General features: G+C 56.5%; 29 protein-coding genes and 1 tRNA gene. 18 read left to right on the top strand and 12 right to left on the bottom strand.

What is annotated here, in order from left to right:
• Positions 1–73: 73 nt before the first annotated feature.
• Positions 74–460 (bottom strand): helix-turn-helix domain-containing protein, encoded by a 387-nt coding sequence (locus LG297_RS13275; protein WP_404420979.1) that lies wholly within the window; start codon positions 458–460, stop codon positions 74–76.
• Positions 420–710 (bottom strand): BrnT family toxin, encoded by a 291-nt coding sequence (locus LG297_RS13270; protein ID WP_404420977.1) that lies wholly within the window; start codon positions 708–710, stop codon positions 420–422. Before LG297_RS13270 ends, LG297_RS13275 begins: the two co-directional genes overlap by 41 nt.
• 109 nt (positions 711–819) lie before the next feature.
• Between LG297_RS13270 and LG297_RS13265 the strand changes: the two genes are divergently transcribed.
• A complete protein-coding gene (locus LG297_RS13265) occupies positions 820–1,950 on the top strand; it encodes an anhydro-N-acetylmuramic acid kinase (RefSeq protein WP_404420975.1) in 1,131 nt (376 codons plus the stop codon).
• A 24-nt stretch (positions 1,951–1,974) separates the two neighbouring features.
• Here the strand turns inward: LG297_RS13265 and LG297_RS13260 are convergent, their stop codons facing one another.
• Positions 1,975–2,580 (bottom strand): hypothetical protein, encoded by a 606-nt coding sequence (locus LG297_RS13260; RefSeq protein ID WP_404420973.1) that lies wholly within the window; start codon positions 2,578–2,580, stop codon positions 1,975–1,977.
• Positions 2,581–2,612: 32 nt separating this feature from the next.
• Positions 2,613–3,251, bottom strand: coding sequence for an alpha/beta hydrolase (locus tag LG297_RS13255; protein ID WP_404420971.1), 639 nt, complete (start codon positions 3,249–3,251; stop codon positions 2,613–2,615).
• A 244-nt stretch (positions 3,252–3,495) separates the two neighbouring features.
• On the opposite strand from LG297_RS13255, the gene cysE reads away from it, so the two are divergent.
• The 13 genes from cysE (at position 3,496) to LG297_RS13190 (ending at position 14,097) form a co-directional block, all read left to right on the top strand.
• The gene (gene cysE, locus LG297_RS13250) at positions 3,496–4,224 is read left to right on the top strand and encodes a serine O-acetyltransferase (protein WP_404420969.1); all 729 of its coding nucleotides are present in this window, start codon (positions 3,496–3,498) and stop codon (positions 4,222–4,224) included.
• Positions 4,225–4,362: 138 nt separating this feature from the next.
• Positions 4,363–4,845, top strand: coding sequence for an Rrf2 family transcriptional regulator (locus LG297_RS13245; RefSeq protein WP_404420967.1), 483 nt, complete (start codon positions 4,363–4,365; stop codon positions 4,843–4,845).
• 58 nt (positions 4,846–4,903) lie between these two features.
• Complete coding sequence (locus LG297_RS13240; protein ID WP_404420965.1) at positions 4,904–6,034, top strand: cysteine desulfurase family protein; 1,131 nt, start codon at positions 4,904–4,906, stop codon at positions 6,032–6,034.
• 27 nt (positions 6,035–6,061) lie between these two features.
• Complete coding sequence (locus tag LG297_RS13235; protein ID WP_404420963.1) at positions 6,062–7,285, top strand: IscS subfamily cysteine desulfurase; 1,224 nt, start codon at positions 6,062–6,064, stop codon at positions 7,283–7,285.
• 59 nt (positions 7,286–7,344) lie between these two features.
• Positions 7,345–7,749 (top strand): Fe-S cluster assembly scaffold IscU, encoded by a 405-nt coding sequence (gene iscU, locus LG297_RS13230; protein ID WP_007091926.1) that lies wholly within the window; start codon positions 7,345–7,347, stop codon positions 7,747–7,749.
• Positions 7,750–7,793: 44 nt separating this feature from the next.
• Positions 7,794–8,135, top strand: a complete 342-nt coding sequence (locus LG297_RS13225) for an iron-sulfur cluster assembly accessory protein (protein ID WP_007091925.1) — start codon at positions 7,794–7,796, stop codon at positions 8,133–8,135.
• A 159-nt stretch (positions 8,136–8,294) separates the two neighbouring features.
• Positions 8,295–8,939 (top strand): Fe-S protein assembly co-chaperone HscB, encoded by a 645-nt coding sequence (gene hscB, locus LG297_RS13220; protein ID WP_404420960.1) that lies wholly within the window; start codon positions 8,295–8,297, stop codon positions 8,937–8,939.
• Positions 8,940–8,965: 26 nt separating this feature from the next.
• Positions 8,966–10,867, top strand: a complete 1,902-nt coding sequence (hscA, locus tag LG297_RS13215; RefSeq protein ID WP_404420958.1) for a Fe-S protein assembly chaperone HscA — start codon at positions 8,966–8,968, stop codon at positions 10,865–10,867.
• Positions 10,868–10,980: 113 nt separating this feature from the next.
• A complete protein-coding gene (locus LG297_RS13210; protein ID WP_062952122.1) occupies positions 10,981–11,316 on the top strand; it encodes a ferredoxin family 2Fe-2S iron-sulfur cluster binding protein in 336 nt (111 codons plus the stop codon).
• A 36-nt stretch (positions 11,317–11,352) separates the two neighbouring features.
• Complete coding sequence (gene iscX, locus LG297_RS13205) at positions 11,353–11,550, top strand: Fe-S cluster assembly protein IscX (RefSeq protein WP_007091921.1); 198 nt, start codon at positions 11,353–11,355, stop codon at positions 11,548–11,550.
• Positions 11,551–11,700: 150 nt separating this feature from the next.
• A complete protein-coding gene (gene tenA, locus LG297_RS13200) occupies positions 11,701–12,399 on the top strand; it encodes a thiaminase II (protein WP_404420955.1) in 699 nt (232 codons plus the stop codon).
• A gap of 290 nt (positions 12,400–12,689) precedes the next feature.
• Positions 12,690–13,838 carry a tRNA 2-thiouridine(34) synthase MnmA gene (gene mnmA / locus LG297_RS13195; RefSeq protein ID WP_404420953.1) on the top strand — a complete coding sequence of 383 codons (1,149 nt, stop codon included), beginning with the start codon at positions 12,690–12,692 and terminating at the stop codon, positions 13,836–13,838.
• Between the two features lie 182 nt (positions 13,839–14,020).
• Positions 14,021–14,097, top strand: a tRNA-Met gene (locus LG297_RS13190).
• 197 nt (positions 14,098–14,294) lie between these two features.
• Here LG297_RS13190 and LG297_RS13185 read toward each other — a convergent pair.
• The gene (locus LG297_RS13185; RefSeq protein ID WP_404420951.1) at positions 14,295–14,915 is read right to left on the bottom strand and encodes a hypothetical protein; all 621 of its coding nucleotides are present in this window, start codon (positions 14,913–14,915) and stop codon (positions 14,295–14,297) included.
• 15 nt (positions 14,916–14,930) lie between these two features.
• Positions 14,931–15,308, bottom strand: coding sequence for a helix-turn-helix domain-containing protein (locus tag LG297_RS13180; RefSeq protein WP_404426954.1), 378 nt, complete (start codon positions 15,306–15,308; stop codon positions 14,931–14,933).
• A 107-nt stretch (positions 15,309–15,415) separates the two neighbouring features.
• Between LG297_RS13180 and LG297_RS13175 the strand changes: the two genes are divergently transcribed.
• Entirely contained in the window at positions 15,416–15,589 is a 174-nt protein-coding gene (locus LG297_RS13175; RefSeq protein ID WP_404420949.1) for a hypothetical protein, read from the top strand.
• 35 nt (positions 15,590–15,624) lie between these two features.
• Here LG297_RS13175 and LG297_RS13170 read toward each other — a convergent pair whose 3' ends face one another.
• From LG297_RS13170 to LG297_RS13155, 4 genes are all read right to left on the bottom strand, one after another.
• Positions 15,625–16,758, bottom strand: a complete 1,134-nt coding sequence (locus tag LG297_RS13170; RefSeq protein WP_404420947.1) for an alanine/ornithine racemase family PLP-dependent enzyme — start codon at positions 16,756–16,758, stop codon at positions 15,625–15,627.
• Positions 16,759–16,760: 2 nt separating this feature from the next.
• Entirely contained in the window at positions 16,761–17,948 is a 1,188-nt protein-coding gene (locus LG297_RS13165) for a DUF1611 domain-containing protein (RefSeq protein ID WP_404420945.1), read from the bottom strand.
• A gap of 710 nt (positions 17,949–18,658) precedes the next feature.
• Entirely contained in the window at positions 18,659–19,027 is a 369-nt protein-coding gene (locus tag LG297_RS13160; RefSeq protein ID WP_404420943.1) for a type II toxin-antitoxin system HicB family antitoxin, read from the bottom strand.
• A gap of 61 nt (positions 19,028–19,088) precedes the next feature.
• Positions 19,089–19,277, bottom strand: coding sequence for a type II toxin-antitoxin system HicA family toxin (locus tag LG297_RS13155; protein WP_404420941.1), 189 nt, complete (start codon positions 19,275–19,277; stop codon positions 19,089–19,091).
• Positions 19,278–20,117: 840 nt separating this feature from the next.
• Between LG297_RS13155 and LG297_RS13150 the strand changes: the two genes are divergently transcribed.
• On the top strand, positions 20,118–21,113 hold the full coding sequence (locus LG297_RS13150; RefSeq protein ID WP_404420939.1) for a D-2-hydroxyacid dehydrogenase family protein: 996 nt from the start codon (positions 20,118–20,120) through the stop codon (positions 21,111–21,113).
• Between the two features lie 48 nt (positions 21,114–21,161).
• Here LG297_RS13150 and LG297_RS13145 read toward each other — a convergent pair whose 3' ends face one another.
• Positions 21,162–22,070, bottom strand: a complete 909-nt coding sequence (locus LG297_RS13145; RefSeq protein WP_404420937.1) for a DMT family transporter — start codon at positions 22,068–22,070, stop codon at positions 21,162–21,164.
• Positions 22,071–22,274: 204 nt separating this feature from the next.
• Here LG297_RS13145 and LG297_RS13140 point away from each other — a divergent pair, with 204 nt between their 5' ends.
• Positions 22,275–23,174: a helix-turn-helix domain-containing protein gene (locus LG297_RS13140; RefSeq protein ID WP_404420935.1), complete on the top strand. Its 900-nt coding sequence runs from the start codon at positions 22,275–22,277 to the stop codon at positions 23,172–23,174.
• A 54-nt stretch (positions 23,175–23,228) separates the two neighbouring features.
• Here LG297_RS13140 and LG297_RS13135 read toward each other — a convergent pair whose 3' ends face one another.
• Positions 23,229–24,068 carry an NmrA family transcriptional regulator gene (locus LG297_RS13135; protein ID WP_404420933.1) on the bottom strand — a complete coding sequence of 280 codons (840 nt, stop codon included), beginning with the start codon at positions 24,066–24,068 and terminating at the stop codon, positions 23,229–23,231.
• Between the two features lie 148 nt (positions 24,069–24,216).
• On the opposite strand from LG297_RS13135, the gene LG297_RS13130 reads away from it, so the two are divergent.
• Complete coding sequence (locus LG297_RS13130; RefSeq protein ID WP_404420931.1) at positions 24,217–24,858, top strand: TetR family transcriptional regulator; 642 nt, start codon at positions 24,217–24,219, stop codon at positions 24,856–24,858.
• The last annotated feature ends 142 nt before the right edge of the window (positions 24,859–25,000 follow it).

Raw genomic sequence — 25,000 nt, 5'->3', positions numbered from 1 at the left:
GACGCGATGATCTAGCACATTCTTCCCCGGCAGGGCAACGCGCTCGATCCATGTAACCCGTGGCGACGTTGGGTTATGTGTTCTGAGGGGATTTATCCTGCGCAAGGACGCTTTCGACAAGGTCCGGCGCAACGCTTATCAGTTTGATCAAACTGCGTGCTGTTGTGTCGGGTTCTGTTCGATGCTGTTCCCAGTCACGCAGCGTTCCGACCGGAATGTGAAAACGTTTTGCAAACGCTTCCTGCGTCAGTTTTAGCTTCAGCCTTACTTCTCTGGCGTCCGAGACAGGACGAAATTCCTGTAACTCGTCATATGTCAGCACAGGATTGTCGGGATCATCACTTGCTGCCTGCGCGATGACGTTATCGTCCATGGCATCAAGACGCGCTCTGTCATCACGCGACAGTTTCGGCGGTTTTTCAAAATTGAGAACGGTTTTTGAAGTAATAGTGTCGTTCATAGCTGGTTGCCTTGCGTGCCGAGATGATCCGGATGACTTCAATGCCCTCGCGTGTCACTCTGTCATGCGTAATGACGACGAATACGCCATTTTCGATCTGCCCCAATATTTTCCATCTGTCTTCGCCATTGCGGGACTGCGCGTGTTCCAGACGATTAGGATCAGCAAAAATATAGCAGGCATAATCAAAGCCTATGCCATGTTTCTGGCGGTTGCGGGCGTCTTTCTCTGTGTCCCATTCAAAGTTCATTATACGGGAATTCCGTAGTTTGTACAGATGTGGATTTGACGCTGTGGGCGCGCTATTCTTTATGCCGCCTGATAGACGATAATTTAGAACTGCAATTAAAGTGAGTATAATGGCGGTGGTAAACGCGCAAAAGAACTGGATCAAGGCCATCGGCATGATGAGCGGCACATCCCTTGACGGGGTGGATGCCGCGTTGATCGAAACCGACGGGGTTGACGTCCGGCGCACCGGTCATGCCGTTTTCGTGCCTTACAGCCCCGAATTGCGCGAACGCATGCGCGCCTGCTTTGGCAATCGCAGTGCCACCAATACCGAACATGTCGTGGCCGACGATCTGACGCTGGTGCATGTTGATGCCGTTAACATGCTTCTGGCACGCGCCGAAATTTCCCCCACCGAAATCGGTGTGATCGGCTTTCACGGCCAGACCGTGTTTCATGAACCGGCATCGGGGATTACCCGCCAGATCGGAACCCCCGATATGCTGGCGGAAAAAACCGGCATTCCGGTGGTCGCCGATTTCAGGTTGGCCGATGTTGCCGCCGGGGGCGAGGGCGCGCCTTTGGCCCCGGTTTATCATGCGGCTCTTATGAAAAGTACCGGTGTCGAAATGCCCGTTGCGGTTCTCAATATCGGTGGGGTTTCCAATGTGACTTGGATCGGCCCGGATGAAGAACTGCTGGCTTTTGATTGCGGTCCGGGCAATGCGCGCATCGATGACTGGATGTTGCGCCATACCGGCAATCCGGTTGATCTCAACGGTGCAACCGCCGCATCCGGCCTGCCGGACCCGATGATCGAAGTCAAATTTCTCGAAGACCCGTATTTCGACCGCATCCCCCCAAAATCGCTGGATCGCGAAGATATGGCATTCCGCATTGATGGATTGGTGGCGGAGGCAAAGCTGGGCGTTGCCGACGGGGCGGCAACACTGGCGCAATGCACGGTGGCGGCGATTGTTGCAGGCGTTAATCATCTGCCCGCAGCCCCCCTGCAATGGTTTGTCTGCGGGGGCGGGCGGCACAATGATTATCTGATGGAACAGCTAAATATCCGGCTCGGTGTCCCGGTGCGATCCGTCGATGAACTTGATTGGGATGGCGATGCCGTTGAAGCCGAATGTTTCGGTTATCTGGCGGTACGCCACCTGTGCGATCTGCCGCTAAGCTTTCCGGGGACAACCGGTGTACCGGAACCGTGCCGGGGCGGAAAACTCTATCACAGCAAAAAGGCCGCCTGATCCGGCGGCCTTTTTGCTGAAGAGTCAGTCATCGATAAAGTAGGTAACGGAGACTTCCCCGAATGGATTCGGTGTCGTTGACGTTGAGAGAGATGCAGACTGCCCACTATAGAGAGGGGCGGTAGCATTTTTGTTAGGTGCTTCTTTACCTACACTGGCATTATTTGCGCCAACGAGTAGATAGTAGTTTCCGTCTCTCTCAATGTTTGTTCGAAGCGTGACGAAGAAGTTTAGCCCAAGGCTGACACCTTCGACTGTTGCATTCTCTGGTTCACCTTTCTCATCTAAAAAGCTGATGTCGGGCACCAGTACGCGCTTATCAAATCCAAGGCAATCACACTGTGATGCTACAAACATCATGATGTTTTGACCGGCTTCAAAGTTGGCTTTAAATACCTCGTAATTTGAAAGATATCCGTCACGCTGGATGATTGGAGATTGCGCACTGATTTCGTGGTAACGAGGAAAAAAGCCTTCTTTCATCGACTTTGGTTCGGCTCGCGACACTGCATCTTTTTCTGTTTGTGCAATCAGTTGCGGTTGTGTTGTGACTTGCAAATAAAGATCCGCCACCGGTGGGGCACAAGCTGAAAGACTCATGATTCCAAGAATGGCGAGTGTTCGCTTCATCTTTAGTCCTGCTTTTTTTAAGTCACAAAGGCTTACGCGCTACGCTTGTCCAGATAGGCGACCGTTTTCTTGATCACGTCGTCCTGCTGCTTGGCAAAGTAATGATCGGCACCTTCGATGACGCACATATCGACTTCAATGCCCTTCTGGGCATTCAGCTTGTCTGCAAGCTTGTTGACCGATGCCAGCGGGATATTGGTGTCATGCGACCCGTGGATCATGATGCCCGATGACGGGCAGGGGGCCAGGAAGGTGAAATCATATTCACTGGCCGGGGCGGAAACCGAAATAAAGCCGTCGATTTCCGGACGGCGCATCAAAAGCTGCATGCCGATCCAGGAACCGAACGAATAACCCGCAACCCAGGTTGCACGCGCATTGGCGTTATAGGTCTGCATCCAGTCAAGGGCGGATGCCGCATCCGACAATTCGCCGATCCCCTGATCATAGACGCCCTGCGAACGTCCGACACCGCGGAAGTTGAACCGCATGACCGAATAGCCGCGATCCTTGAACATGTTGAACATGTTAAAGCACAGCTTGTTGTTCATCGTGCCGCCCTGCTGGGGGTGCGGATGAAGAATAAGCGCAATGGGCGAATCGTCCGCGCCATTATGGTGATAGCGACCTTCAAGGCGGCCTTCGGGGCCGTTAAAAATGACCTCAGGCATGGATCAGACTGCTCCTGTCCACGAATGGAATGGGGTGAGTGAAAAATATATCCGAGTATTTTTGTAGGTTTTTTCGTTCTTTTGCATAAATTGCTTTGGGCAAATACTTGACCAGGTTACTCGGTTATCCTATATTCCGGCTAATCCGATGGCATCATTGCTGTCCGTTTTGCGCGGTTCGCGCTGCGGGCAACGATGTCGGCTGCCGGGAATCGAAGCTACTAATTACACAGTGGACAGCCCGATGTTCAAGATAATTCGTCAGGAAATAGACGCGATGATTGCCCGCGATCCTGCGGCACGCTCCCGCCTGGAGATCGCGCTCTGTTATCCGGCGTTCCATGCCATCATGGGATATCGCGGCACAAACTGGCTGTGGAAGCGCGGTTTTCGCATAACCGCACGCTTCCTGTCGCAGATTTTGCGCTGGTTGACCGGGATTGAAATTCATCCCGGTGCGAAGATTGGCAAACGGTTCTTTATCGATCATGGCATGGGTGTCGTGATCGGCGAAACGTCCGAGATCGGTGATGATGTCACTCTTTATCAGGGCGTTACCCTTGGCGGGACGTCACCCAGTGTCAACAGCGACGGCCAACGCGGGCTGAAACGTCACCCGACCCTTGAGGATGGTGTGATTGTCGGTTCCGGCGCGCAAATCCTTGGCCCCTTCATCGTGCGCAAGAATGCGCGTGTTGGCGGCAATGCCGTCGTGCTGTCCGAAGTCCCCGAAGGTGCGACCGTGGTCGGGATTCCCGCCCGCATCGTACGTCGGGAAAAAGATGATCGTTTCTGTGCCTATGGCACGCCGCTGGGCGATCTGCCCGATCCGGTTGCCCGCGCTCTTGAAGAACTCGGACGCGAAGTCCAGACGCTGCGCAATCAGGTTGCCGCCCTCGAAGCCGACAAGGCGGGCACTGCTGCCGGTGCGGATAAACCGGCAAAGCCGCGGATTGTCGCGGCATCAGAGTAATATTTGTAACCGCCCTGATCGGGTGGAGACAGGTTCGGGCATCAAATAGACATGTTGATCGCCCATAATAAGGAAATACAGAGCTTGTGATCATTTCCCGACAGTTCGGGGTCTGATCCACAGGTAGGAGGACGAACCGTGAAGCTGAGTACAAAAGGCCGCTATGCCGTGATGGCGATGGTCGATCTCGCTGATAGCAGCAGGGACCGGCCGGTCGCGCTTGCCGATATTGCGGACCGTCAGGAAATATCCCTGTCCTATCTGGAACAGCTTTTTGGCAAATTGCGCAAGGGCGGGCTTGTCCGTTCCGTGCGGGGTCCGGGTGGCGGTTATCTGCTGGCCCGCACCGCCGAGGATACCCGGATTGCCGATGTGATCCTGGCCGTGGACGAGCCGATCCGTGCAACCCGGTGCAAATCGGGATCGCCAAAGGGCTGCAAGGCCAATCAGGGCCGGTGTCTGACCCATGAATTGTGGGAAGAACTTGGCAACCAGATTTATCTTTATCTGGCCTCTGTCAGTCTGGCCGACGTTGTGGATCGCCGTGTTTCCGGATCGACCCGGATGTTCGAACCGCGCACCACGAAAATCAAAGAGCCGAGCCAGGTTGCAGCCCAGTAACTTGTCCTCTATATCGAGGGCAGAATAAGCAGATGCGAATAAGGATGATTTTAAACTGATGACCAACCCGGTTTACCTTGATTACAACGCCAGCGCGCCACTGTGCCACGAAGCACGGCAGGCGATGCTTGTGGCGATGGAAATCGCGGGTAACCCGTCATCGGTTCATGCATCCGGTCGTGCGGCCCGCAAGGTCGTCGATCATGCCCGGCGCAGGATTGCCGATCTGGTTGGTGGTGACGCCGAACGCGTGATTTTCACAAGCGGCGGCACCGAAGCCAACAATCTGGCCCTGAACGGGCTTGAGGATGTCACCGTATTTACCAGTGCGGTCGAACATCCCTCGGTGATCGAAGCCCGGTCTGATGCGAAACGCATCCCGGTTGATGCCAATGGCGTCATTGATCTGGCCGCTCTTGAAACCATGCTGCAAGCCGCATCTGATGCCGGTGAAAAAGTTCTGGTTTCGGTGATGCTGGCCAACAATGAAACCGGCGTCATTCAGCCGGTGGCGAAAGTCGGCCTGCTGGCGCGCGAATATGGTGCAAAGGTCCATTGTGATGCCGTTCAGGCATTGGGCCGCATGCCGGTCGATATGGGCCAGCTTCTGGTCGATATGGTGTCGATTTCGGCCCACAAGATCGGCGGCCCCAAAGGGGTTGGTGCCCTGGCGATTGCGCCCGGTGTGATGCTGGTGCCGCAAATCCGCGGCGGCGGGCAGGAAAAATACCGACGGGGTGGTACGGAAAACACCATCGGGATCGCGGGCTTTGGCGCTGCGGCCGAACGGTGCGAGGCCACCCGGTCGAAAATGGACGATATCCGCGATCTGCGTGATCGTCTGGAAACGGTTTTGGCATCAGAAGCCCCCGAACTTCTGATCGCCGGAAAAGGAACGGATCGACTGGTCAATACCAGTTGCCTGATCCTGCCGGGCATGCCGGGGGAAACCCAGGTGATGGCCATGGATCTTGCAGGGATTGCGATCAGTTCGGGATCAGCCTGTTCATCAGGCAAGGTACGTGAAAGCCACGTATTGAAGGAAATGGGGGTTACGGATGCCGGATCGGCCATAAGGGTCAGTCTGGGACTGGGAACCACCGATGACGAGATTGATACATTTATCCGCGTTTGGAGCCGGATGCGGGGCAATGCAGTGCGTAAGAAAAGTGCGCGCCACGCTGCCTGACAAAGAGTGAGTGAGGAAGCCTTAACTATGAACGAGCTTAAAGCAAAGCCGATCTATCTGGATTACCAGGCAACGACGCCGACCGATCCGCGCGTGGTGGAAGCCATGCTGCCGTACTTCACCGAGAAGTTCGGTAACCCGCATTCGCGCAACCACAGCTTTGGCTGGGAAGCGGAAGATGCGGTCGAGGTCGCACGTGACCAGGTCGCCAAGATCATTGGTGCCTCGTCCAAAGAGATCATTTTCACCTCGGGTGCGACTGAGTCGAACAACCTTGCGCTCAAAGGCGTGATGAAGTTCTACGGCAAGAAAAAGCCGCACCTGATCACGGTCGTGACCGAGCATAAATGCGTGCTCGACAGTGCCCGTCACCTTGAACAGGAAGGTTTCAAAGTCACCTATCTTGGCGTCAAGGATAACGGCCTGATCGACCTTGAACAGCTTAAAGCCGCGATCACCGACGAAACCGCGATTGTGTCCGTCATGGCGGTCAACAACGAAATCGGCGTGATCCAGCCGCTGAAGGAAATCGGCGAAATCTGCCGCGAGCGTGGTGTGTTCTTCCACACCGATTGCGCACAGGCGGTTGGCAAGATTCCGCTCGACGTTGACGAGATGAAAATCGACCTGATGTCGATTTCCGGCCACAAGATTTATGGCCCGAAAGGCATTGGTGCGCTTTATGTCCGCCGTCGTCCGCGCGTTCGCGTCATCGCACAGATCACCGGTGGTGGTCAGGAACGCGGCATGCGTTCCGGTACGCTGCCGACCCCGCTGATCGTCGGTCTGGGCAAGGCATGCGACATCGCCATGAACGAAATGGCCGAAGAAAATGCCCGCATCATGGAGCTGCGGGACTACACCATGAAGCGTTTCCGTGACCGCCTTGCCGACATCTACCTGAACGGTGATGAAACGCAGCGCGTTGCCGGCAACCTCAATGTTTCCTTTGCCTATGTCGAAGGCGAAAGCCTTCTGATGGATATCAAGAACATTGCGGTGTCGTCCGGTTCGGCCTGCACCTCGGCATCGCTGGAACCGTCATACGTTCTGCGTGCGCTGGGTGTTGACGAAGAACTCGCCCATACCTCGCTTCGTATCGGCATCGGTCGCTATACCACCCGCGAAGAGCTCGATCAGGCGATTGATTCAATCTGTGTCGCGGTCGAACGCCTGCGTGAAATGAGCCCGCTTTGGGAAATGGCCCAGGAAGGCATCGACATCAAGTCGATCGAATGGGCCGAACACTAAGCGTAACGAACTATTCCTTCTCGTGAGAGAGAAACAGGACTTTTAGGAGGACCTTTACCATGGCTTATAGTGAAAAGCTGATCGACCATTACGAAAACCCGCGCAATGTCGGTTCGATGGACAAAAATGAAACGTCTGTCGGTACCGGTCTGGTCGGCGCACCGGCCTGTGGCGACGTCATGAAACTGCAGATCAAGGTGACCGCAGACGGGATCATCGAGGATGCAAAGTTCAAGACCTTCGGTTGCGGCTCGGCCATTGCGTCAAGCTCGCTGATCACCGAATGGGTCAAGGGCAAGTCGCTTGACGAAGCCGGTTCGATCAAGAACTCGCAGATCGCCGAAGAACTGGCTCTGCCGCCGGTGAAAATTCACTGCTCGATCCTGGCAGAAGATGCCATCAAGGCAGCGATCGCCGACTACAAAACCAAAAACGGTCAGGGCGAAGTCGAAGCTGCTGAATAAGCAGCTTCACGACCCTGTCGTTTTCGGGAATTCAGGAGAAGACTATGGCATTACCGTCCCCGATCAGTGTCACCCCGGAGGCGCTTGTTCATATCAAGGCGTTGCTTGATAGCCGCGGCAAACCGTCCGAAGGCATCCGCCTTGGCGTGCGCAGCAAAGGGTGCTCGGGTCTGTCCTACACGCTTGAATATGCAGACGATGCATCGGGCTTCGAAGAAGTCGTCGAGCTTGAGGACGGCGTTAAGCTTCTGATTGACCCCAAGGCCATCATGTTCGTGCTTGGCACCGAGATGGATTACGAGGTCACCAGTCTGGAAGAAGGTTTCGTGTTCCGTAACCCCAATGAAAAGGGGCGTTGCGGCTGCGGGGAATCCTTCCACGTCTGACGGTCTGCCGGGTTTTCCCCGCTTTCTTGATTGGTCATGGCCCCGGTGATGGATGTTCTGATGGACGTTCCGATCACCGGGGCCATCGACTGAAAGCAGCCCCGGTCGTCGCTATTTTGTCGTTCTGTCATTTGTTTTTAAATCTTGAAAGTGCATAGCGTGAGCAACACCGGTACCTCAGAAACGCGCACCGCAGAACAGCCGCAGCATAAAGTCTGCTGGTCCTGCAAGGGCCCGGTGGAGGCAACTTCCCTGTTTTGCGATACCTGCAATGCCATTCAGCCCCCCGGCCAGCTTGACCATTTCACGCGCTTTGGTCTGGAACGCACCTTCATCATCGATGTCGATGCGATAGAGGCAACGTACCTTAAGCAGCAGCAACTGCTCCATCCCGACCGCTTCGCATCGAAATCCGCCCGTGAACAGGCATTATCCTCGCAGCAGGCGGCAACCCTGAATGGCGCGTTCGAAACCCTTAAAAACCCGGTCGCGCGGGCTGAATATCTTCTGCGTCTGGCCGGTCACGAACCCGAAGGCGGCGAGGGACACACGGTCAACGATCCGGAGCTTCTGATGGAAGCCATGGAAATGCGCGAAGCCCTGCATGATGCCGAAGATCGTGGCACGATTGACGCCATGATCAAGGATACCCGCAAGGCCGCCCGTGCGTGTGAACAGGACGTTGCCGACGCACTTGACCAGAACGCATATGACCGGGCCAGAAAACTGACAACCCGGCTGAGATACCTGATGAAAATGACCGAGGAAGCGCGCGCGAAGAAATCGCGTCTTGCCGCCGCCTGATCATTTAAAAAGAACGGATAGAATTCATGGCTTTGCTAAAGATCCACGAACCGGGCCAGACGCCGCTGCCCCACGAAGATGAACGCCAGCTTGCGGTTGGTATTGATCTGGGCACGACGAACTCCGTCGTCGCGATCTCGAACGATGAAAAACCCGAAGTGCTCCGCGATACATCCGGCGGCAATGCCATCGTGCCGTCTGTCGTCTATTACGGCGCGGGGGCTGATCCCGTGGTGGGCGAGGCCGCCCGTGATCAGATCAACGACAATGCCAATCGCGTCGTATCGTCGGTCAAACGCCTGATGGGCCGCGGCATTGCCGATGTCAAATCGATTGCCGGCACGCTGCCCTATCATGTCGAAGTCCCGTCCGAAGATGCCGCCCAATCGGGTGAACCGATGATGGTGCGGCTCAATGTCGGCGACCGCGTCCTGACCCCGGTCGAGGTTTCCGCCGATATCCTGCGTGCCCTGCGCGCACGCGCCGAGGAAAGCCTTGGCAAGCCGGTCGAAAAGGCGGTCATCACCGTTCCGGCCTATTTCGATGATGGCGCACGCACCGCGACCAAGGACGCCGCCCGTCTGGCCGGGATCGAAGTCCTGCGTCTGGTGAACGAGCCAACCGCGGCCGCCCTTGCCTATGGCCTTGATAACGGCGCCGAAGGGCTTTATGCCGTCTACGACCTTGGCGGCGGCACGTTCGATATTTCCCTGCTTAAAATGCAAAAGGGCGTCTTCCAGGTGAAGGCAACCGGCGGGGATGCCGCACTTGGCGGTGATGATTTCGATCACGCCATTGCCGAACATCTTCTGGCGGAACGTAAAAGTGGCGGCACCACCGATGATCTTGATGCATCGGATGCCAAACGCCTGCTTAAAACCGCCCGCAAGGTCAAAGAGGCGCTTACCGATGCCGATGAAACCAGTGTCACCGTCTCGCTTGGCGGCGCGGAAACCACCCACACCGTCACCCGTGCCGCGTTTGATGCGATGATTGCCAAACTGGTATCGCGCACGATTGCGATCACCGAACAGGTCCTTGATGACGCCGATATTCTGGCCGATGACGTCAAGGGTGTCGTACTGGTCGGCGGCTCCACCCGTGTGCCCGCCGTGCGTCGTGCCGTCGCCGGTCTGTTCGAACAGGACCCGCTTTCCGATATCGACCCGGACGAAGTCGTCGCCCTAGGTGCTGCCTTGCAGGCAGAGGCCCTGACGGGCGGCTCGGACAACCTTCTGCTCGACGTCACGCCCCTGTCGCTCGGCCTTGAGACCATGGGCGGGATTGTCGAAAAGGTCATTGACCGCAACACCCCGATCCCGGTCGCCAAGGCACAGGAATTCACCACCTATCAGGATGGTCAGTCGGCCATGATGATCCATGTGGTGCAGGGCGAACGCGAAATGGTCGATCAGTGCCGCTCCCTTGCACGCTTCGCATTGACCGGTATTCCGTCAATGGCGGCTGGCGCCGCGCGCATCAAGGTAACGTTCAATGTCGATGCCGATGGTCTTCTGACTGTTTCAGCGCGCGAGGAAACGACGGGCACCGAACAGGAAGTCGCGGTCAAGCCGACCTATGGCATCAATGAAATCGATATGGCAAACATGCTGCGCGAAAGCATGGTTCATGCCCGCGAGGATATGGAAATGCGCCTCCTGACCGAGGCACGGGTCGAGGCACGCCGCAACGTTCTGGCCGTGCAGGCCGCGATCAATGCCGACCGTGCCCTTCTGACGCCAGAGGACGAAGACAATATTGCAGCCGCGATTGCCAAACTCGAAGCCGCCATGTCGGGCGAGGATCGCGACCTTATCAACGAACAGGCCGAGGCCCTGGAAGACGCATCGCGTCCCTTTGCCGAGGCCCGTATGGACGCCCGCATCCGTCAGGCCCTTGCCGGTCGCAATGTCGATCAGGTGAATTAGAGGTCAGACATAATTGACAAACCGGCCAACTGCGGCGATTGTCCCGTGCAACCGCCAAGGTCAGGTCGGACCAGAGATCGAACGAAAAAGTATTACCGAGGAGAAAGGCACAGATGCCTAAGATCGTTTTTGTTGAACCCGATGGCACCGAAAAGGAATTTGACGTTGCCGACGGTCTGTCCGTTCTGGAAGCTGCCCACAAGAATGGCATCGACCTTGAAGGTGCCTGCGAAGGATCGCTGGCTTGCTCGACCTGCCATGTCGTTGTTGACGATAGCTGGTTTGACAAGCTCGACGAGCCAAGCGAAGACGAGGAAGACATGCTTGACCTCGCATTCGGCCTGACCGAGACCTCGCGCCTTGGCTGCCAGATCATCATGAGCGACGAGCTCGACGGCCTGCGCGTCATGCTGCCGTCTGCCACGCGCAACATGATGGTCGACAAGTAACACCGAAATTCCGCCCAAGCCAAAAGGGGGACACCCATGCGCTGGACAGATATTCAGGATATCGCGATCGAGCTTGAAGAAGCCCATCCCGACAAGGATAACGTCAATCTGCGGTATACCGATCTGCATAAATGGATCTGTGAACTTGACGGCTTCGACGACGATCCCGCGAAATCGAACGAGAAGATCCTCGAAGCCATCCAGATGGCATGGATCGATGAACGCGACGATTAGGACGTGGGTCATCTGCTGACACGTCATTCCCGCGAAAGCGGGAATCCAGACAGCAGAACCCGCATCGATACAAGCCAGCCCGGACCCTTCCGCAGGCTGGCTTTGTTTTATCCGTATTTCGACATCACCACGGGCAGGGCTTTGACAACCATGACCGACACCTTCACCGATATCATCCCGACCCAAAGCCTGTTTGGCCGTCTACGCGCCAACGCCCCCGATGCATGGCAAAGCTATGTCTGCCACGACTTCGTCAAACAGCTTGGCAACGGAACCCTGCCAGAGGCCGCCTTTAAGCACTACCTCATTCAGGATTACCTGTTCCTGATCCAGTTTGCCCGTGCCTATGCGCTGGCAACCTATAAGGCGGATGATCTGCACGCCATGCGCCAGTTTTCCGGCACGGTCCATGCGATCCTTGATATGGAAATGAGCCTGCATCTCGACTTCTGCAAAGGCTGGGGCCTGTCTGAGGCCGACATCGTGGCAGAGCCCGAGGCGCGTGCCTGCATCACCTATACCCGTTATGTGCTCGATTGCGGCCTGCGTGGTGATGTGGTTGATCTTCAGGTCGCCCTGATGCCCTGTATGGTTGGCTATGCCGAAATCGCAAACCGCCTGATGGCAAGTTCTGATACAAGGCTGGACGGAAATCCGTACCGCCCCTGGATCGAGATGTATGCCTCGACCGAATTCCAGGACGTGGCAAAGGCCGAGATTGATCTTCTGGAACATACCGCGCAAACCCGCGGGGGTGATGCAAGGATCGCGGGCCTCACGGAAATCTTCGCCAAGGCAAGCCGCCTTGAAGCCGATTTCTGGCAGATGGGGCTTGATCTGGCAAAATAGGCGCAGATGCCTTATATGAGTGCGAACATGCTTTCTGGGCTGGTTAAAACCGCCCGGTTTGTTGATCTCTTCCCGCTTTGCTCCTCCCGTCATTCCGGGCGAAGCGAAGCGCAGACCCGGAATCCATCTTGCCGCACGTCGCGGCATATCGGATAGGGCTGGATTCCCGCCTTCGCGGGAATGACGCGGGGCAGGGATCATGGACCGGACGCCGATACTGGTCTCGGTCTGCCGCTATTTTACATCAACTTCTTGTCGCCGCGGCCTTGACCCGCGGATGGGTGGGAAAAATGAACTCTCTTGGCTTTGACAAAGCCCCAAAAGATACCCGCGTGGTTGTTGCCATGTCGGGCGGGGTCGATAGCTCCGCCGTCGCGGCCCTTCTGAAGTCCGAAGGCTATGACGTGGTCGGCATTACCCTTCAGCTTTACGATATGGGTGCCAATGCACCGTCACGCGCCAAATCCTGCTGTGCCGGGCGCGATATCTATGATGCGCGCAAGGTGGCCGAGGATATCGACATTCCCTATTACGTGCTCGATTACGAATCACGCTTCCGCGAAGAAGTGATCGATGATTTTGCCGACAGCTATATGCGCGGCGAAACCCCGATCCCGTGTGTGAAATGCAATCAGACGGTCAAATTCCGCGATCTCTTGGAAACCGCACATGACCTTGGCGCGGATTGCATGGCGACGGGCCATTATGTGCAGCGTAAACTCGGTGCCAACGGCCATGCCGAACTGCACCGCGCGGCCGATCCCAATCGTGACCAAAGCTATTTCCTGTTCACCACCACACAGGAACAGCTCGATTTCCTGCGCTTCCCGCTGGGCCATCTGATGAGCAAGGCCGAAACCCGTGCGCTTGCCGCCAAATTCGGCCTTGAAGTCGCTGATAAGCCCGACAGTCAGGACATCTGCTTTGTCCCGGATGGCAAATACGCCCGTCTGGTCGAAAAGCTCCGCCCCGAAGCCGGTGAACCGGGCCAGATCGTTGATCTTGATGGCAATGTGCTGGGCGATCATCGCGGCCTGATCCATTACACCATCGGCCAGCGGCGCGGTCTGAACATCGGTGGCACCGCAGAACCGCTTTATGTCGTCAAACTCCTGCCCGAAACGCGGCAGGTGGTGGTCGGCCCGAAATCGGCCCTTGCGATCCAGATGGTCTATGTCAAGGAACTGAACTGGCTTGATGGCGATGCGATTGACCCGAACGGGGTCGAGGTCGAGGTCAAACTCCGCTCCGCCATGGCACCGGCCCCGGCCACCATCTACCCCGAAGGGCCGGGTGCTGCCCGCATCGAACTGCACGACCCGCAGTTCGGCATCGCACCGGGGCAGGCGGGCGTCTTCTATTCTGGCGACCGGGTAATGGGCGGCGGCTGGATCACCCGTCAGGAACTTCTGGCAGCACATGCACCGACGGCGGCCTGATCGGCGGCTTGATCATCAATAAGGCGGGCAGGCGGGGCATTTGCTCACCTGCCGGTTTTGCGGATATCTTTTTTCCGCAAAACACCAAAAAGGCGCTTGACGGGGGCGGTTCCCTGACGTAAAAACCGCCCCGTTCCGGCGCTTACGGAACCCGCAGAATACATACGCTATTCCTACTCTGTGGCCGAGTAGCTCAGCTGGTTAGAGCAGCGGAATCATAATCCGCGTGTCGGGGGTTCAAGTCCCTCCTCGGCTACCAATTTAAAACCCCCTCAGGCTTTGCCTGAGGGGGTTTTAAATTGGCACCCTCGGAGAGGGCTTTAACCCTCTGGTTCGCGAGAAAGCGAGGAACGCAGCTTTCGAGAGACATCGCCCACCGGGCGATGGTCCGCAGGGCAAAGCCCAAGGATAAAAAGCAGCCCAAAGGCTGGTTTTTACAATTCCCTCCGGTTTAGCTTAATAAATTTTGCTGATAAAAGTTGTCGCGTGTGTGGACCACTTTTCTATTGAATTCTCAAAATCTTTTATTGCCTTGCTCAAACGATCTAGATCGGATTTCGCGGTATCGGAATTATAGATGTTTTCGATGTTCTTGGTCGCGGTCAATGCGGTCGCTCTCGTAAGTTGCAGTTCTCGCATTACGACTGCGTGTCGGATCCATAGCTCTGAAGGAACATCTTTGTCAGGTAAGGGAAACAGTGCAAAAACAGACTCAAGATCACGGTTAAGAATTAGTGCCGAGAATTGAGGTTTCTCCAAGATTTCTTGCACTGTTGACTCTAATATTTTATGTGAATCGTCAATTGCTAAACTACACTCATAACAAACTCTATAAGCTGCTTTTAGCTCCAGAAGTTTTGAGCTCAGGGTAGCTGCATTATATGCCAGTATCCCGCCTAATAGCCCAAGTGCGCCAGCTAGTACTGTTTCCCACTGAAACGCCAGCCATTGACGGCATATTTCGGTGCTGGTCGGGCTGCAGGCGCTGTCTATGGACATGAAAAAAGCGGAAAGCACAAGGCCTAAGCAAGCAACGCCTGCTGTGATCACGAGCCAATTGTCAAAATGTTTCAACATGTTCACTATCTGTAATCAGGTGACTGAATGCATTGCGCGGTACTTTGCCTGTTTCTGAACCGACAAAGTCGATTTAAATATCACGATTGCCCATTGATCAGGATCATGCGTCGAAAGCAGTGGCTTCGTCAAAAAAATCATGTTTGTCCTCGTGCTGCCCCCCCCCCCCCTCATCTCGCACCCCATCACCCGTTTAAACGCCGTACTGAACGCACTTTCAGACTCATACCCCACCGACAGGGCAATTTCCGAAATCGGCAGCCCCGAATAGGTCACGTGGTCCCCGGCAAGCAGCATCCGCCAGCGGGTCAGATAGGTCATCGGCGGGACGGCCACGACATCGCGGAACCGGGCGGCAAAGGCCGAGCGCGACATGCCCGCATGGCGGGCCAGTTCCTTGAGCGTCCAGGGATGGGCGGGGTCCCCATGGATGCAGGCAATCGCGGTTGCGATCTGTTTATCCGATAGCGCCGCAAACCAGTCGGGGATGTCGGGGGCATTTGGCGCGGTTGGGCTGGCTGGGGCGGATCGATCACTTTGACCGCTGGTTCACCCATTTCGCCAAGCTTGATTGCCCGGCGGCAAGTGACATCACCCGCCGGCAATTGGACTGGTCCCCGACAGAGGCCGGATTGCTGGTCGATATCGATCAGGATTATTATTTCGAAGGGTAGCAAGCAGGGGGGATTTATCCCCCTGTTTTTGTTGTTTATCCCTCAAAAACCGGGACGGGTTTGAAGGTTGATCGGAGTGTTGCGGCCTTGCCAATATACGTCGTATCGACATAAGGCGATGTCATGCACCGCAGAAGGGCGGCATAATCGGGCAGGAACGTTATTTCCGCACCAACCGGGACCGGGCGCTCCCCGGTATCGAGCACAAGATGGTCGCTGCTGGCGCCAAGGATTTTGGTGCCGTGCGGCGGGCGCAGGCCGTCCGGGTCGACATCCTGTTGGCCGATGGCAAGGATCGATTGAAAAATATCCCCGGTGTCCTGTATCGCGGCGGGCGTCCCGAACGCGGTCTGTGCCGCTGTGCCCCACGGTTTTGACGGCTTGGTCCTGCTTTCGATAACCTCGGCGATCAACCGGATCGCATCGGTATGAAGGCCGGGGATCGGTTGGCGATGCAGCGGTTCACGGCCAAGCAGGATGGCTTCGCCCAGCCGCAGGTTATTGATCCGGCCAACCGTGCCGCCCGCGAAAAACCAGTCCAGATTGCTGGAATTGCCGCCCGAAATAACGGACAGGGGCGGCATGAACGGCCCGGCTCCGGCACCCCCGGCATCCCCGGCGTCGATATGCTCCGCCAGTGCAGACAGACTTGCCATATTGTCATCATCGGGCGATATACCGCTTCTGCACGCAAGGTTGGTGCCAAGGCCGATGATGTTGATATTGGGCAGTCTGCGCAAGGATTGCAGGATGTTTTCGATATCGCAGGGCATGATCCCCTCGCGAAGGTCGCCGAGTTCGACCATCAGGATAATGCCGTGCTGTTTGTTGGCCTTTCGGGCCGCTACCGAAAGGGCACGGATCACGGCGGGTTCGGTATTCAGGCTGATATCGGCGGCGGCGACGACCCGGTCAACCTGGCTGATCATTGGCGACCGGATCAGGGTGATCGTGGCGTCAATCCCGGCTTCGCGCAGGCGTTCGATATTTTCAATCCGGGAATCACCAAGCGACGTAACGCCCGCGCGCAGCAACACCTTTGCCAGTTGCGGCGCGCCGCAAAATGCCTTCGTCACCCCGGTGACCGAAATGTCATGCGCCCCAAGGCGCATGACCAGTGTTTTGGCATTGTGATGGATTTTATCAAGGTCGATGACCAGTTCCGGCATACTCACTGCACGCTGAGGATCAGCTTCCTTTGCAGGTCGGGGAATGCCGACAGGACCATTTCCGCAAGCTGCTCAACCGGACGGGCAAGCGCATCGGTGACAGGAATGCCGAGTTGATCGCGATAAAACAGGATGCTGTCCGATATTTCGCTTTCGCTCATATCCTCGTGATTGATGGTCAGGCCGATGACCTTGGTGTCGCAAAACGCCTCGATCAGGCTGATTTCGGATTTCGGTTCGGGCATCGGCATCCGGTCAAAGTCGCAGCGATGTGCGCGTTTTGGGGCATGCTGCAAAATAACGCCGTCTGGCACGGTTCCGCGCAGGATAAAGGCCGAGGTACAAAAGGCCGGATGGCTCAGCGCGCCCTGGCCCTCGACAATGATGATGTCGGGGTTTTCGCCCGTGAAGGCATCGATAATGGTTGCTTCAAGCTCGCCACAGCAAAACTGCGACGGCACCGCATCAAGGGCAACCCCGTATCGCGACCCCTGCATCATCCCGGTCTGGCCGGTTGTGACCATGACCGCATTGATACCGCGCGCGATCAGGGCGCGCGTCAGGATGCTTGCGGTTGTCCGCTTGCCAATCGCGCAATCCGTGCCAAGCACTGCGATCCGCGGGCAGGTGACCTTGTCGATATTGCCGCTAAACAGGCGCAGATCGTTTTTGGCGCGGGGTTGGCGGATATCGATGATCGCGACATTGCTTGCGCGCGCCGCGGCGACAAATTCGGGATCGTCATTGAGGAATTCATGAAGTCCGTTAACGACATTCATGCCGCGTTTCAGCGCATCAAGAACGATCCGGCGTTCTGCTGCGGACAGCATCCCGGTTGCCGGGGCCATGCCATAGATAAAATAATCCGGCACGGGCAGGTGGGCGGCAAATGCATCGTCCAGGCTGCTTAAAATCGGGATTTCATTGGCCTCTCCGTCAAGGACTTCACCGGCATCACGGCCAGCCTGTGTGCTGTCGATGACCGAAAGAATTTCGTATTTTTCGGAATGCCGGATCAGCCCGTTGGCGGTTTTGCCGTCGGGCAACCCGAAATTGCCCTCGCAATAGACAATCGCGGTTGGCGTGGTGGTGTTGTCTTGGCGCGCGGAATGTGGTCCCGCGTGCATCTGGATAACATTTTCGGCTTTATTTTCGGCATTCTGGGGGGCGGTTGATAATGTGGTTGTCATGGGGGTTCCCGGACTGAACATTGGTGCGCCGACGCGGCGGGGCATTTGCCCGTCTCGTCGTCTTTTGCAGGACCACGCAAACGCCAATATTGATGAAGTTTATAAAGTTGAGGTGCAGCTTGCCCGACAGGCAAGTGCATCGCGATATATCTGTGCGCCGTAACGGGATGACCCGCCAGATTGCGGGATGAAACGGATCCTGAATATTGCACAGGCGATCAAGATATTGTTCGCGGCCATTTTGTTTTCTGACATTGATGGCAAAAAATTACGAACAACAATGAATACCATGCGCTTGTATTGATCGTTATACAATAATAATTGGAATTTTTCTGTTTATGATTGTTTTTGAATTTAGAGAATAATATAAAATTTTATTTTCAAGTTTGAGGATTTTTGAGATATTTATTTTTGAATATTGTTGTTAATATTAACGCATTGGGCCGGAATGCTATCCGGTTCGTCGTGCAAATACCCGCGCCAACCGCCCGTCAATCACGGCAGGCCCCAATCCGATCACGGCCCTCCCGCCAATCTGGCGTAGTGCCAGCGTTTCGCCGAGAAACAGGACGCCCGGCAGGATCGCGCTGACCGGGATCAGGAAGGTGACGAGCAGAAGGTTGCTGGCCCCGGCGCGACGATGCGGAAATGGCCGCCGGGGAGGGACTTGAACCCCGATATGGGTTTAAGGGCGGAACAACGCTTGCGGATTAAAGCGCCTTGCGTGCCGCATCCTCCAGAAAACCCGAAACCGCACCCTTGCCGTGCTTCGCTTCAATCTGGTCAATCAGATTGGCATCAATGGTCAGGTTGATCCGGCGTTTCTTGCCCGGCACGGCGACGGTAATCGCAACGATTCCGTCGGCGTCTTTCGGCAGTTCTACCATCGGCGACGGGGCGGGGATGGTTTCGCCGTCCTCATGCATGCCATCGATATGCAGGGTCAGGGCTTCGGTGCCCATTTCAACCAGTTCGGTCATGCTTGATGCCGCACTGACGCAGCCCGGAAAATCCGGAAATGAAATTCCGAAATCGCTGCCGCCGTCTTTGTGGACCAAACCCCAATAGGTCTGTTTCATTTCGCTCTCTCCGCCTGGGTGCCCGGGCTTCTTCGATTTTGCTGTGCTTCCGGAAGGCTGCCTAAAGCAGCTTCACCCCGGATTGCTTTTCAATGCTTTTGACGGTGCCAATCGGCAAATCGCGTTTCGGATGCGGGACCGTCACTTTCCCCGGCTTTGTCGGGTGGCTCAATTGATGGTGGCTGCCCTTCGTGCGCATGATTTCCCAACCGTCCGCCTGAAGCCTTTTCAGGATGGCTTTGCTGTCCATCGGCTCCTTCCATCAGGGTCTATGCGCATTATGCGCATTTGGGGCGTGGTGGTCAATGGAGCGATGCGCATTATGCGCATGTTTGGCGGCAGGGCCACCATCGGCAGATCGGCAAACGACCCCGAAAGGGCGCACCACGCCACGCAACACCGGACCAAACCCCGAAGCCCCACAATCACCGAAGCCCGGACGGACCCCGGACAAACCTCGGGCATGCGCCAACCCCGCCGACGGACCACCATCGGTCTCTCCGCCCACCTCGATCACCTTCCGGTCCCGGCAGCAATGTGCCGCTCTGGCGTCCAGACAAACCTCGGGCTTGCGCCGTCCTCGCCAGCCTCGCCAGTTTTCACCATTCTGGCCCCGAAGACGGACTCCGGGCGCACGGCCCCCACCTGTCCATCGTCGGCGGGTGATCGCCCGCTGCTGCTCATGCTGCCATTCCCGCCGCTCCCGGCGAATTCAACGCTCCGTTGCCAAAAAGACGCACCTCTCCCGTCATGACCAATAAGGCCGTTAGTCCACAGGCAAGGCACCCCCGTAATGGCTCCGCCATCCGCCAATCAATATCCTGCGGGTTGCCCCGCTGCCGTGTCTCGGCCTTTGCCGTTGCATGATCATCATCACCTCTGTCCTTCGGCCCAAAACGCAAAAACCCGCGAGGCACAAGGCCTTGCGGGTTTCGGTCCGGGTGCATTTCTCCCGTTGATTTTTCTCTTATGCCATAATAAAAAGAACAAATCAAGAACTTTTTTCAGATATCTGCGCCGATCTGGCTTGTGCCGGTATTCCTGTGATGCGAGTATCACGAACGCATTCGCAAACGACGCGGGATCTGGAATGAAGATCGCAATTCTTGACGACTATCTCGACAGCATTTTTCATCTGCCGTGCTATAGCAAGCTGGCCGGGCATGACGTGACCATCCTTCGGCAGAAATATGATGATCCGGCTGATCTGGCGGGCGCAATTGGCGATGCGGAGGCGGTCGTGCTGTTTCGCGAACGCACCAAAATCACCGATGAATTGCTGGCACATTTGCCAAATGTAAAACTGATCAGCCAGCGCAGTGCTTATCCCCATATTGATGTCGATGCCTGCACGAAACGCGGCGTTTTGCTCTGTTCGAAACAGGGCGCGGGCAAGGCACCGTCCTATGCGGCGGCGGAAATGACATGGGCGCTGATCATGGCATCTGCCCGCCAGATCGTCGAACAGAATGCGTCGCTCAAAGCAGGCCAATGGCAGATGGGAATCGGCAAGACATTGCGCGGGCGAACCCTTGGTATTCTGGGCTATGGCAAGATTTCGCGCGTGGTGGCGGGCTATGCCAGGGCGTTCGGCATGAATGTACTGGTCTGGGCGTCCGAGGCATCGCGCAAGGCTGCTACTGAGGACGGGCTTGATGTTGCCGCGTCGCGCGAGGCATTTTTTGCCACGCCCGATATCATCACGGTACATATGCGCCTGACGCCGGAAACGCGTGGGACGATTACGGCCGATGATCTCGCACGGATGCGGCCCGACAGCCTGTTTGTCAATACATCGCGGGCCGGGCTGGTGGTGCCGGGCGCGCTTCTGGCGGCCCTTGATGCCGGACGTCCGGGGAAGGCGGCGGTGGATGTGCTCGATACCGAACCCCTGACCGACCCGGATGATCGTTTTGCCCATCATCCGGGCGTACTGGCAACCCCGCATGTCGGCTTCGTGACCGAGGACGAGCTGGACATGCAGTTTGGCGATATTTTCGATCAGGTGGTGGCCTATGCCAACGGCGATCCGATCCACATGATCAACCCCGAAGTCTGGCACGGGCGCAAAGCCAAACCGGCATAGGAAAATGCAAACGGTCGCCTGCGATATCGTCAGGCAACCGTTTTTTGTTCATGCCTTGGCGGCGGCTTTGGCGGCTCTGGCTTTTGCGCCGGGCAGGCGGGCAAATATCGTGATATTGCCAAGGAAGATCATCACAAGCCCCGTCGCCCCAATCGGTGTCCAGACATAGCCCTCAAGGAAGGTCGAAACCGTAAGGGCCACCACCGGGAACAGGACGGTGACATAGGCCGCACGTCCCGCGCCGACCCGATGCACCAGCGCCAGATAGGCAATGAAGGCAACGACCGAACCCGGAATGGCCAGATACAGAAGCCCGCCGATATAGACCGGATCGGTCGGCAGGACCGGCGTCTGGCCGCGCAGCAGGGCAAAGATCAGAAGCATGACCGCACCATAAGCCATGCCACGCGCAACCGCATCACGGTTGGGAATACCCATCGCGTTCAGTTTGACCGAAACCATGTTGCCCATGCTAAATACCGCCGTCCCGCCAAGGGCCAACAAAAGGCCGGTGATGGCATGCGGATTATGCGACAGCGCATAAATCTGATTGGCAAACAGGCACGCAATACCGCCAAGGCCGAACGCCGCCCCGAAAACAAAACGCAATCCGGGGCGCTGCCCATAAAAGGCCCAGTTGCCAAGCGCATTGAAAATGGTCGAGGTGGTGAAAATCACCGCAACGATCCCTGATGCGATATAGCCGGTCGCCGAATACATCAGGATAAAGTTGATGCCAAACAACCCGCAGCCCAGCAGCACGATCCACGGATGGGCCCGCCACGGAACCGGCCGCCATTTACGCGACAGGATCAGGAAACCGCACAGCACGACAGCAGCCAGCGCAAAGCGATAGAAGATCGACATTTCAATCGGGATCGGTCCGATCTGAAGCTTGATCGCATACCAGGTAAATCCCCAGCAGACTGTAACGATCAGAAAAAGCAGGGCGGTCATGATAAAGCGGAAACTCCGGTGGCGAGAGGGAGAGAATGATATGTGGGGCATATCCGAGGCCAGTTTATAGTCTGTTTGGGGGATGTAGGGCTTTCACGAACTTGCGGTGTTTTTCACAATCTTGCGCAAATCAATGCAGCCATTCGCACGACGGGCTTTGCAAGAGGGGGCTGCAATGCGATGATCAGGCCTCGGAAACAGGATATGTCGATGTTTGTGCCCAATGGCCGATACCAGAATTTTGAAGTCTACAATCAGCTGATCGGTGATGCCGAACTGCTGAATGCGGGCGATTTTGGCGACAGCATTTCGGCGGCACACTGGCGGCGCAACGCGGATGTCATGACGCGTTATACCGATCCCGACCATCACACCATCAGCCTCTATGTCAATGGCGGCACCGGGATTAAACGCCAGATCGGGACCGATCCATTGACCGGCGGCGGGCCGGGGCGCTGTTGCCTGATGCCGGCCCATCTGACATCGGATTGGGTGGTGAATGGCGAGGTCGAACTGTTCCACCTCTATATCCCGCATTCCGCGTGGGAGCGCGCGGTGGTCGAGGCATTCGACATCGAACCCAACGCCGTCGAAGTCCCCGAAAAGACCTTTTTCCTCGATCCCCTGATCGAGCAGACAATCCGCCATGCCATGTTGCCGCTGGACTGGAGTGCCCCGGCGGACCGGATGGCGATGTCAAGCGCCGGGCAGATGCTGATGGGGCATATGCTGCGCAGCTATTCCTCGAAACGGGATCTGGAATTCCGGGTGCGCGGTGGCCTGTCGCCGCAAATCAGGCGCCGTGTGTTTGATTTTATCGAGGCCAATCTGGATCAGCCGCTGTCACTCGAACAGATTTCGGCAGAGGCAGGGCTTTCGCCCTATCACTTTGCGCGCATGTTCCGCCAGTCGGTGGGCGAGGCACCGCATAAATATGTTCTGCGCCGCCGGATCGAGGCTGCCAAACGGATGCTGCGCGATCCGGCTTTGTCGGTTGCCGATATCGCGCTCGCCACCGGTTTTTCAAGCCAGGCCCATCTGACCACGCGGTTCAGCAGCTTTACCGGCCTGACCCCGGCCAGGTTCCGCTCCGTCGCCGGGTAGGGCGCGCCTGCCTTATGTTTATATAGCGATCATTGCATAATACGGGTGGGGTTATCAGGTATCTGAAACCTGATTCCAGATACCGGTCCGGGCCGTTTCGCGAACATAGTCGGCAAAGTCGCGCGGTGGGCGGCCAAGGATTTTTTCGACATCGCCTGTGGTCGCGCTGTTGCGGCCATCAAGGACCTCGGAAAACAGATAGCGGATCAGATGACGGAAGTCATCCGGGATACCATCTGCGGCAAGGCCCGCATCAAGTTCGTCAAGCGTGATTGGGGCAAAGACAATGTCGCGTCCGGTTGCGTCGGCGATCAGCGCCGTGACCTCGGCAAAGGTCAGTGCCTCCGGACCTGACAATTCATATGTTTTGCCAATATGAACAGGTTCGACGAGTGCCGCGACGGCACAATCGGCAATATCGTTAGCATCGATAAACGGTTCGGGCACGTCACCGGCTGGCAGCGCCAGAGTGCCCTGTTGCAGATAGGGCAGGAACAGATCCTCGTCGAAATTCTGGAAAAACCAGTTGGCACGCAGCACGGTCCAGTCCGCACCTGATTGGCGCAATGCATCTTCTGCCCGATGAGCTTCATACTCGCCACGGCCCGATAACATCACCAGCCGTTTCGCACCGTGCATGAGTGCGCGTTTGGAAAAGTCGGTAATGATGTCGACCGATCCGGGGACGGCGAGATCGGGCTGGAAGGTAATGTAGGCAGCGCTGACACCCTCAAGAGCGGCATCCCAGGTTTCGGGGCGGGTCCAGTCGAAGGACGGGGTGGTGCTGCGCGATACGGCGCGGGTATAGCAGCCCATCTTGTCGAGTTTGGCGGCAACGCGCCGACCGGTTTTGGCGGTGGCACCAAGGATAAGGTAGCGGTTTGGGTCCATCATTTTCGGCTCCTGCTGTCGGGTTTTTAAATGTGAGTAATCCTCATATTCATAAATGTGATAAATCCTCGTATTTTGTTCGTCAAGAGGTTAATGTTGCAGAGATGCCGAAAGGCAGCCGGAAAACAGCTGAAAATCAGTAGGTGAATAAGTGGTCAAGATATTGCCGGATAACGCAAAATCCCTGCGCCGGGCACCGACGCAGAAACGCAGCCGCGAACGGGTGGAAAATATCCTGAATGCCGCGAGCGAGCTGATTTCGGTTCAGGGAAGTGATGCGATGAAGATGGGAGAACTGGCGGAACGCGCCGGAGTCTCGATTGGGTCACTGTATCAGTATTTTCCCGACAAGGCGGCGATCATTCATGCATTGGCCGATCGCTATAATGCGGAATCGCGCCATTGTATTGAAGACGGTCTTGGCGTGGTTACCAGTGCAGACGCGCTGGTTCCGGCGTTTGAACGGCTGGTCGATATTTATTACGAACTGTTTCTGGCCGAGCCGGTAATTTGCGACATCTGGTCGGGCACCCAGGCCGACAAAACCCTGCGCGATATGGAGCTTGAAGTCAGCCGGTCCCATGCCGATTTCCTGTGCCAAACCATCTTTCGACTGGCACCGGCAGCCCGTGCTCATAAAGAGGATATCGCGGCACGATGCCTTCTGATCATGTATATGTGCGAATCTACCATGCGCTTGGCAATTTCGGTTTCCAGGGATGAAGGCAAACGGGTTGTTGCGGGTTACAAGGCAATGACACAGCGCGAGTTAGAGGCGATGCTGAACCTTTGAGAACGCTCGGAGTCAGATACTTGGGGGTAGAATTCCGGATCGGGACGGGATCAGCCCGTCAGGTGATGCAGAAAATTCTAGGCTTAGCCAGTTGCCGTAATATGCAGCAACATCGCGGCGGCTATTTGGCGTTTCAATGAGG

The sequence above is a fragment of the Thalassospira australica genome (genome assembly GCF_044790785.1).
In the GTDB taxonomy this organism is placed as follows: domain Bacteria; phylum Pseudomonadota; class Alphaproteobacteria; order Rhodospirillales; family Thalassospiraceae; genus Thalassospira; species Thalassospira australica_A.
This window is presented reverse-complemented; position numbering and strand designations above follow the sequence as displayed.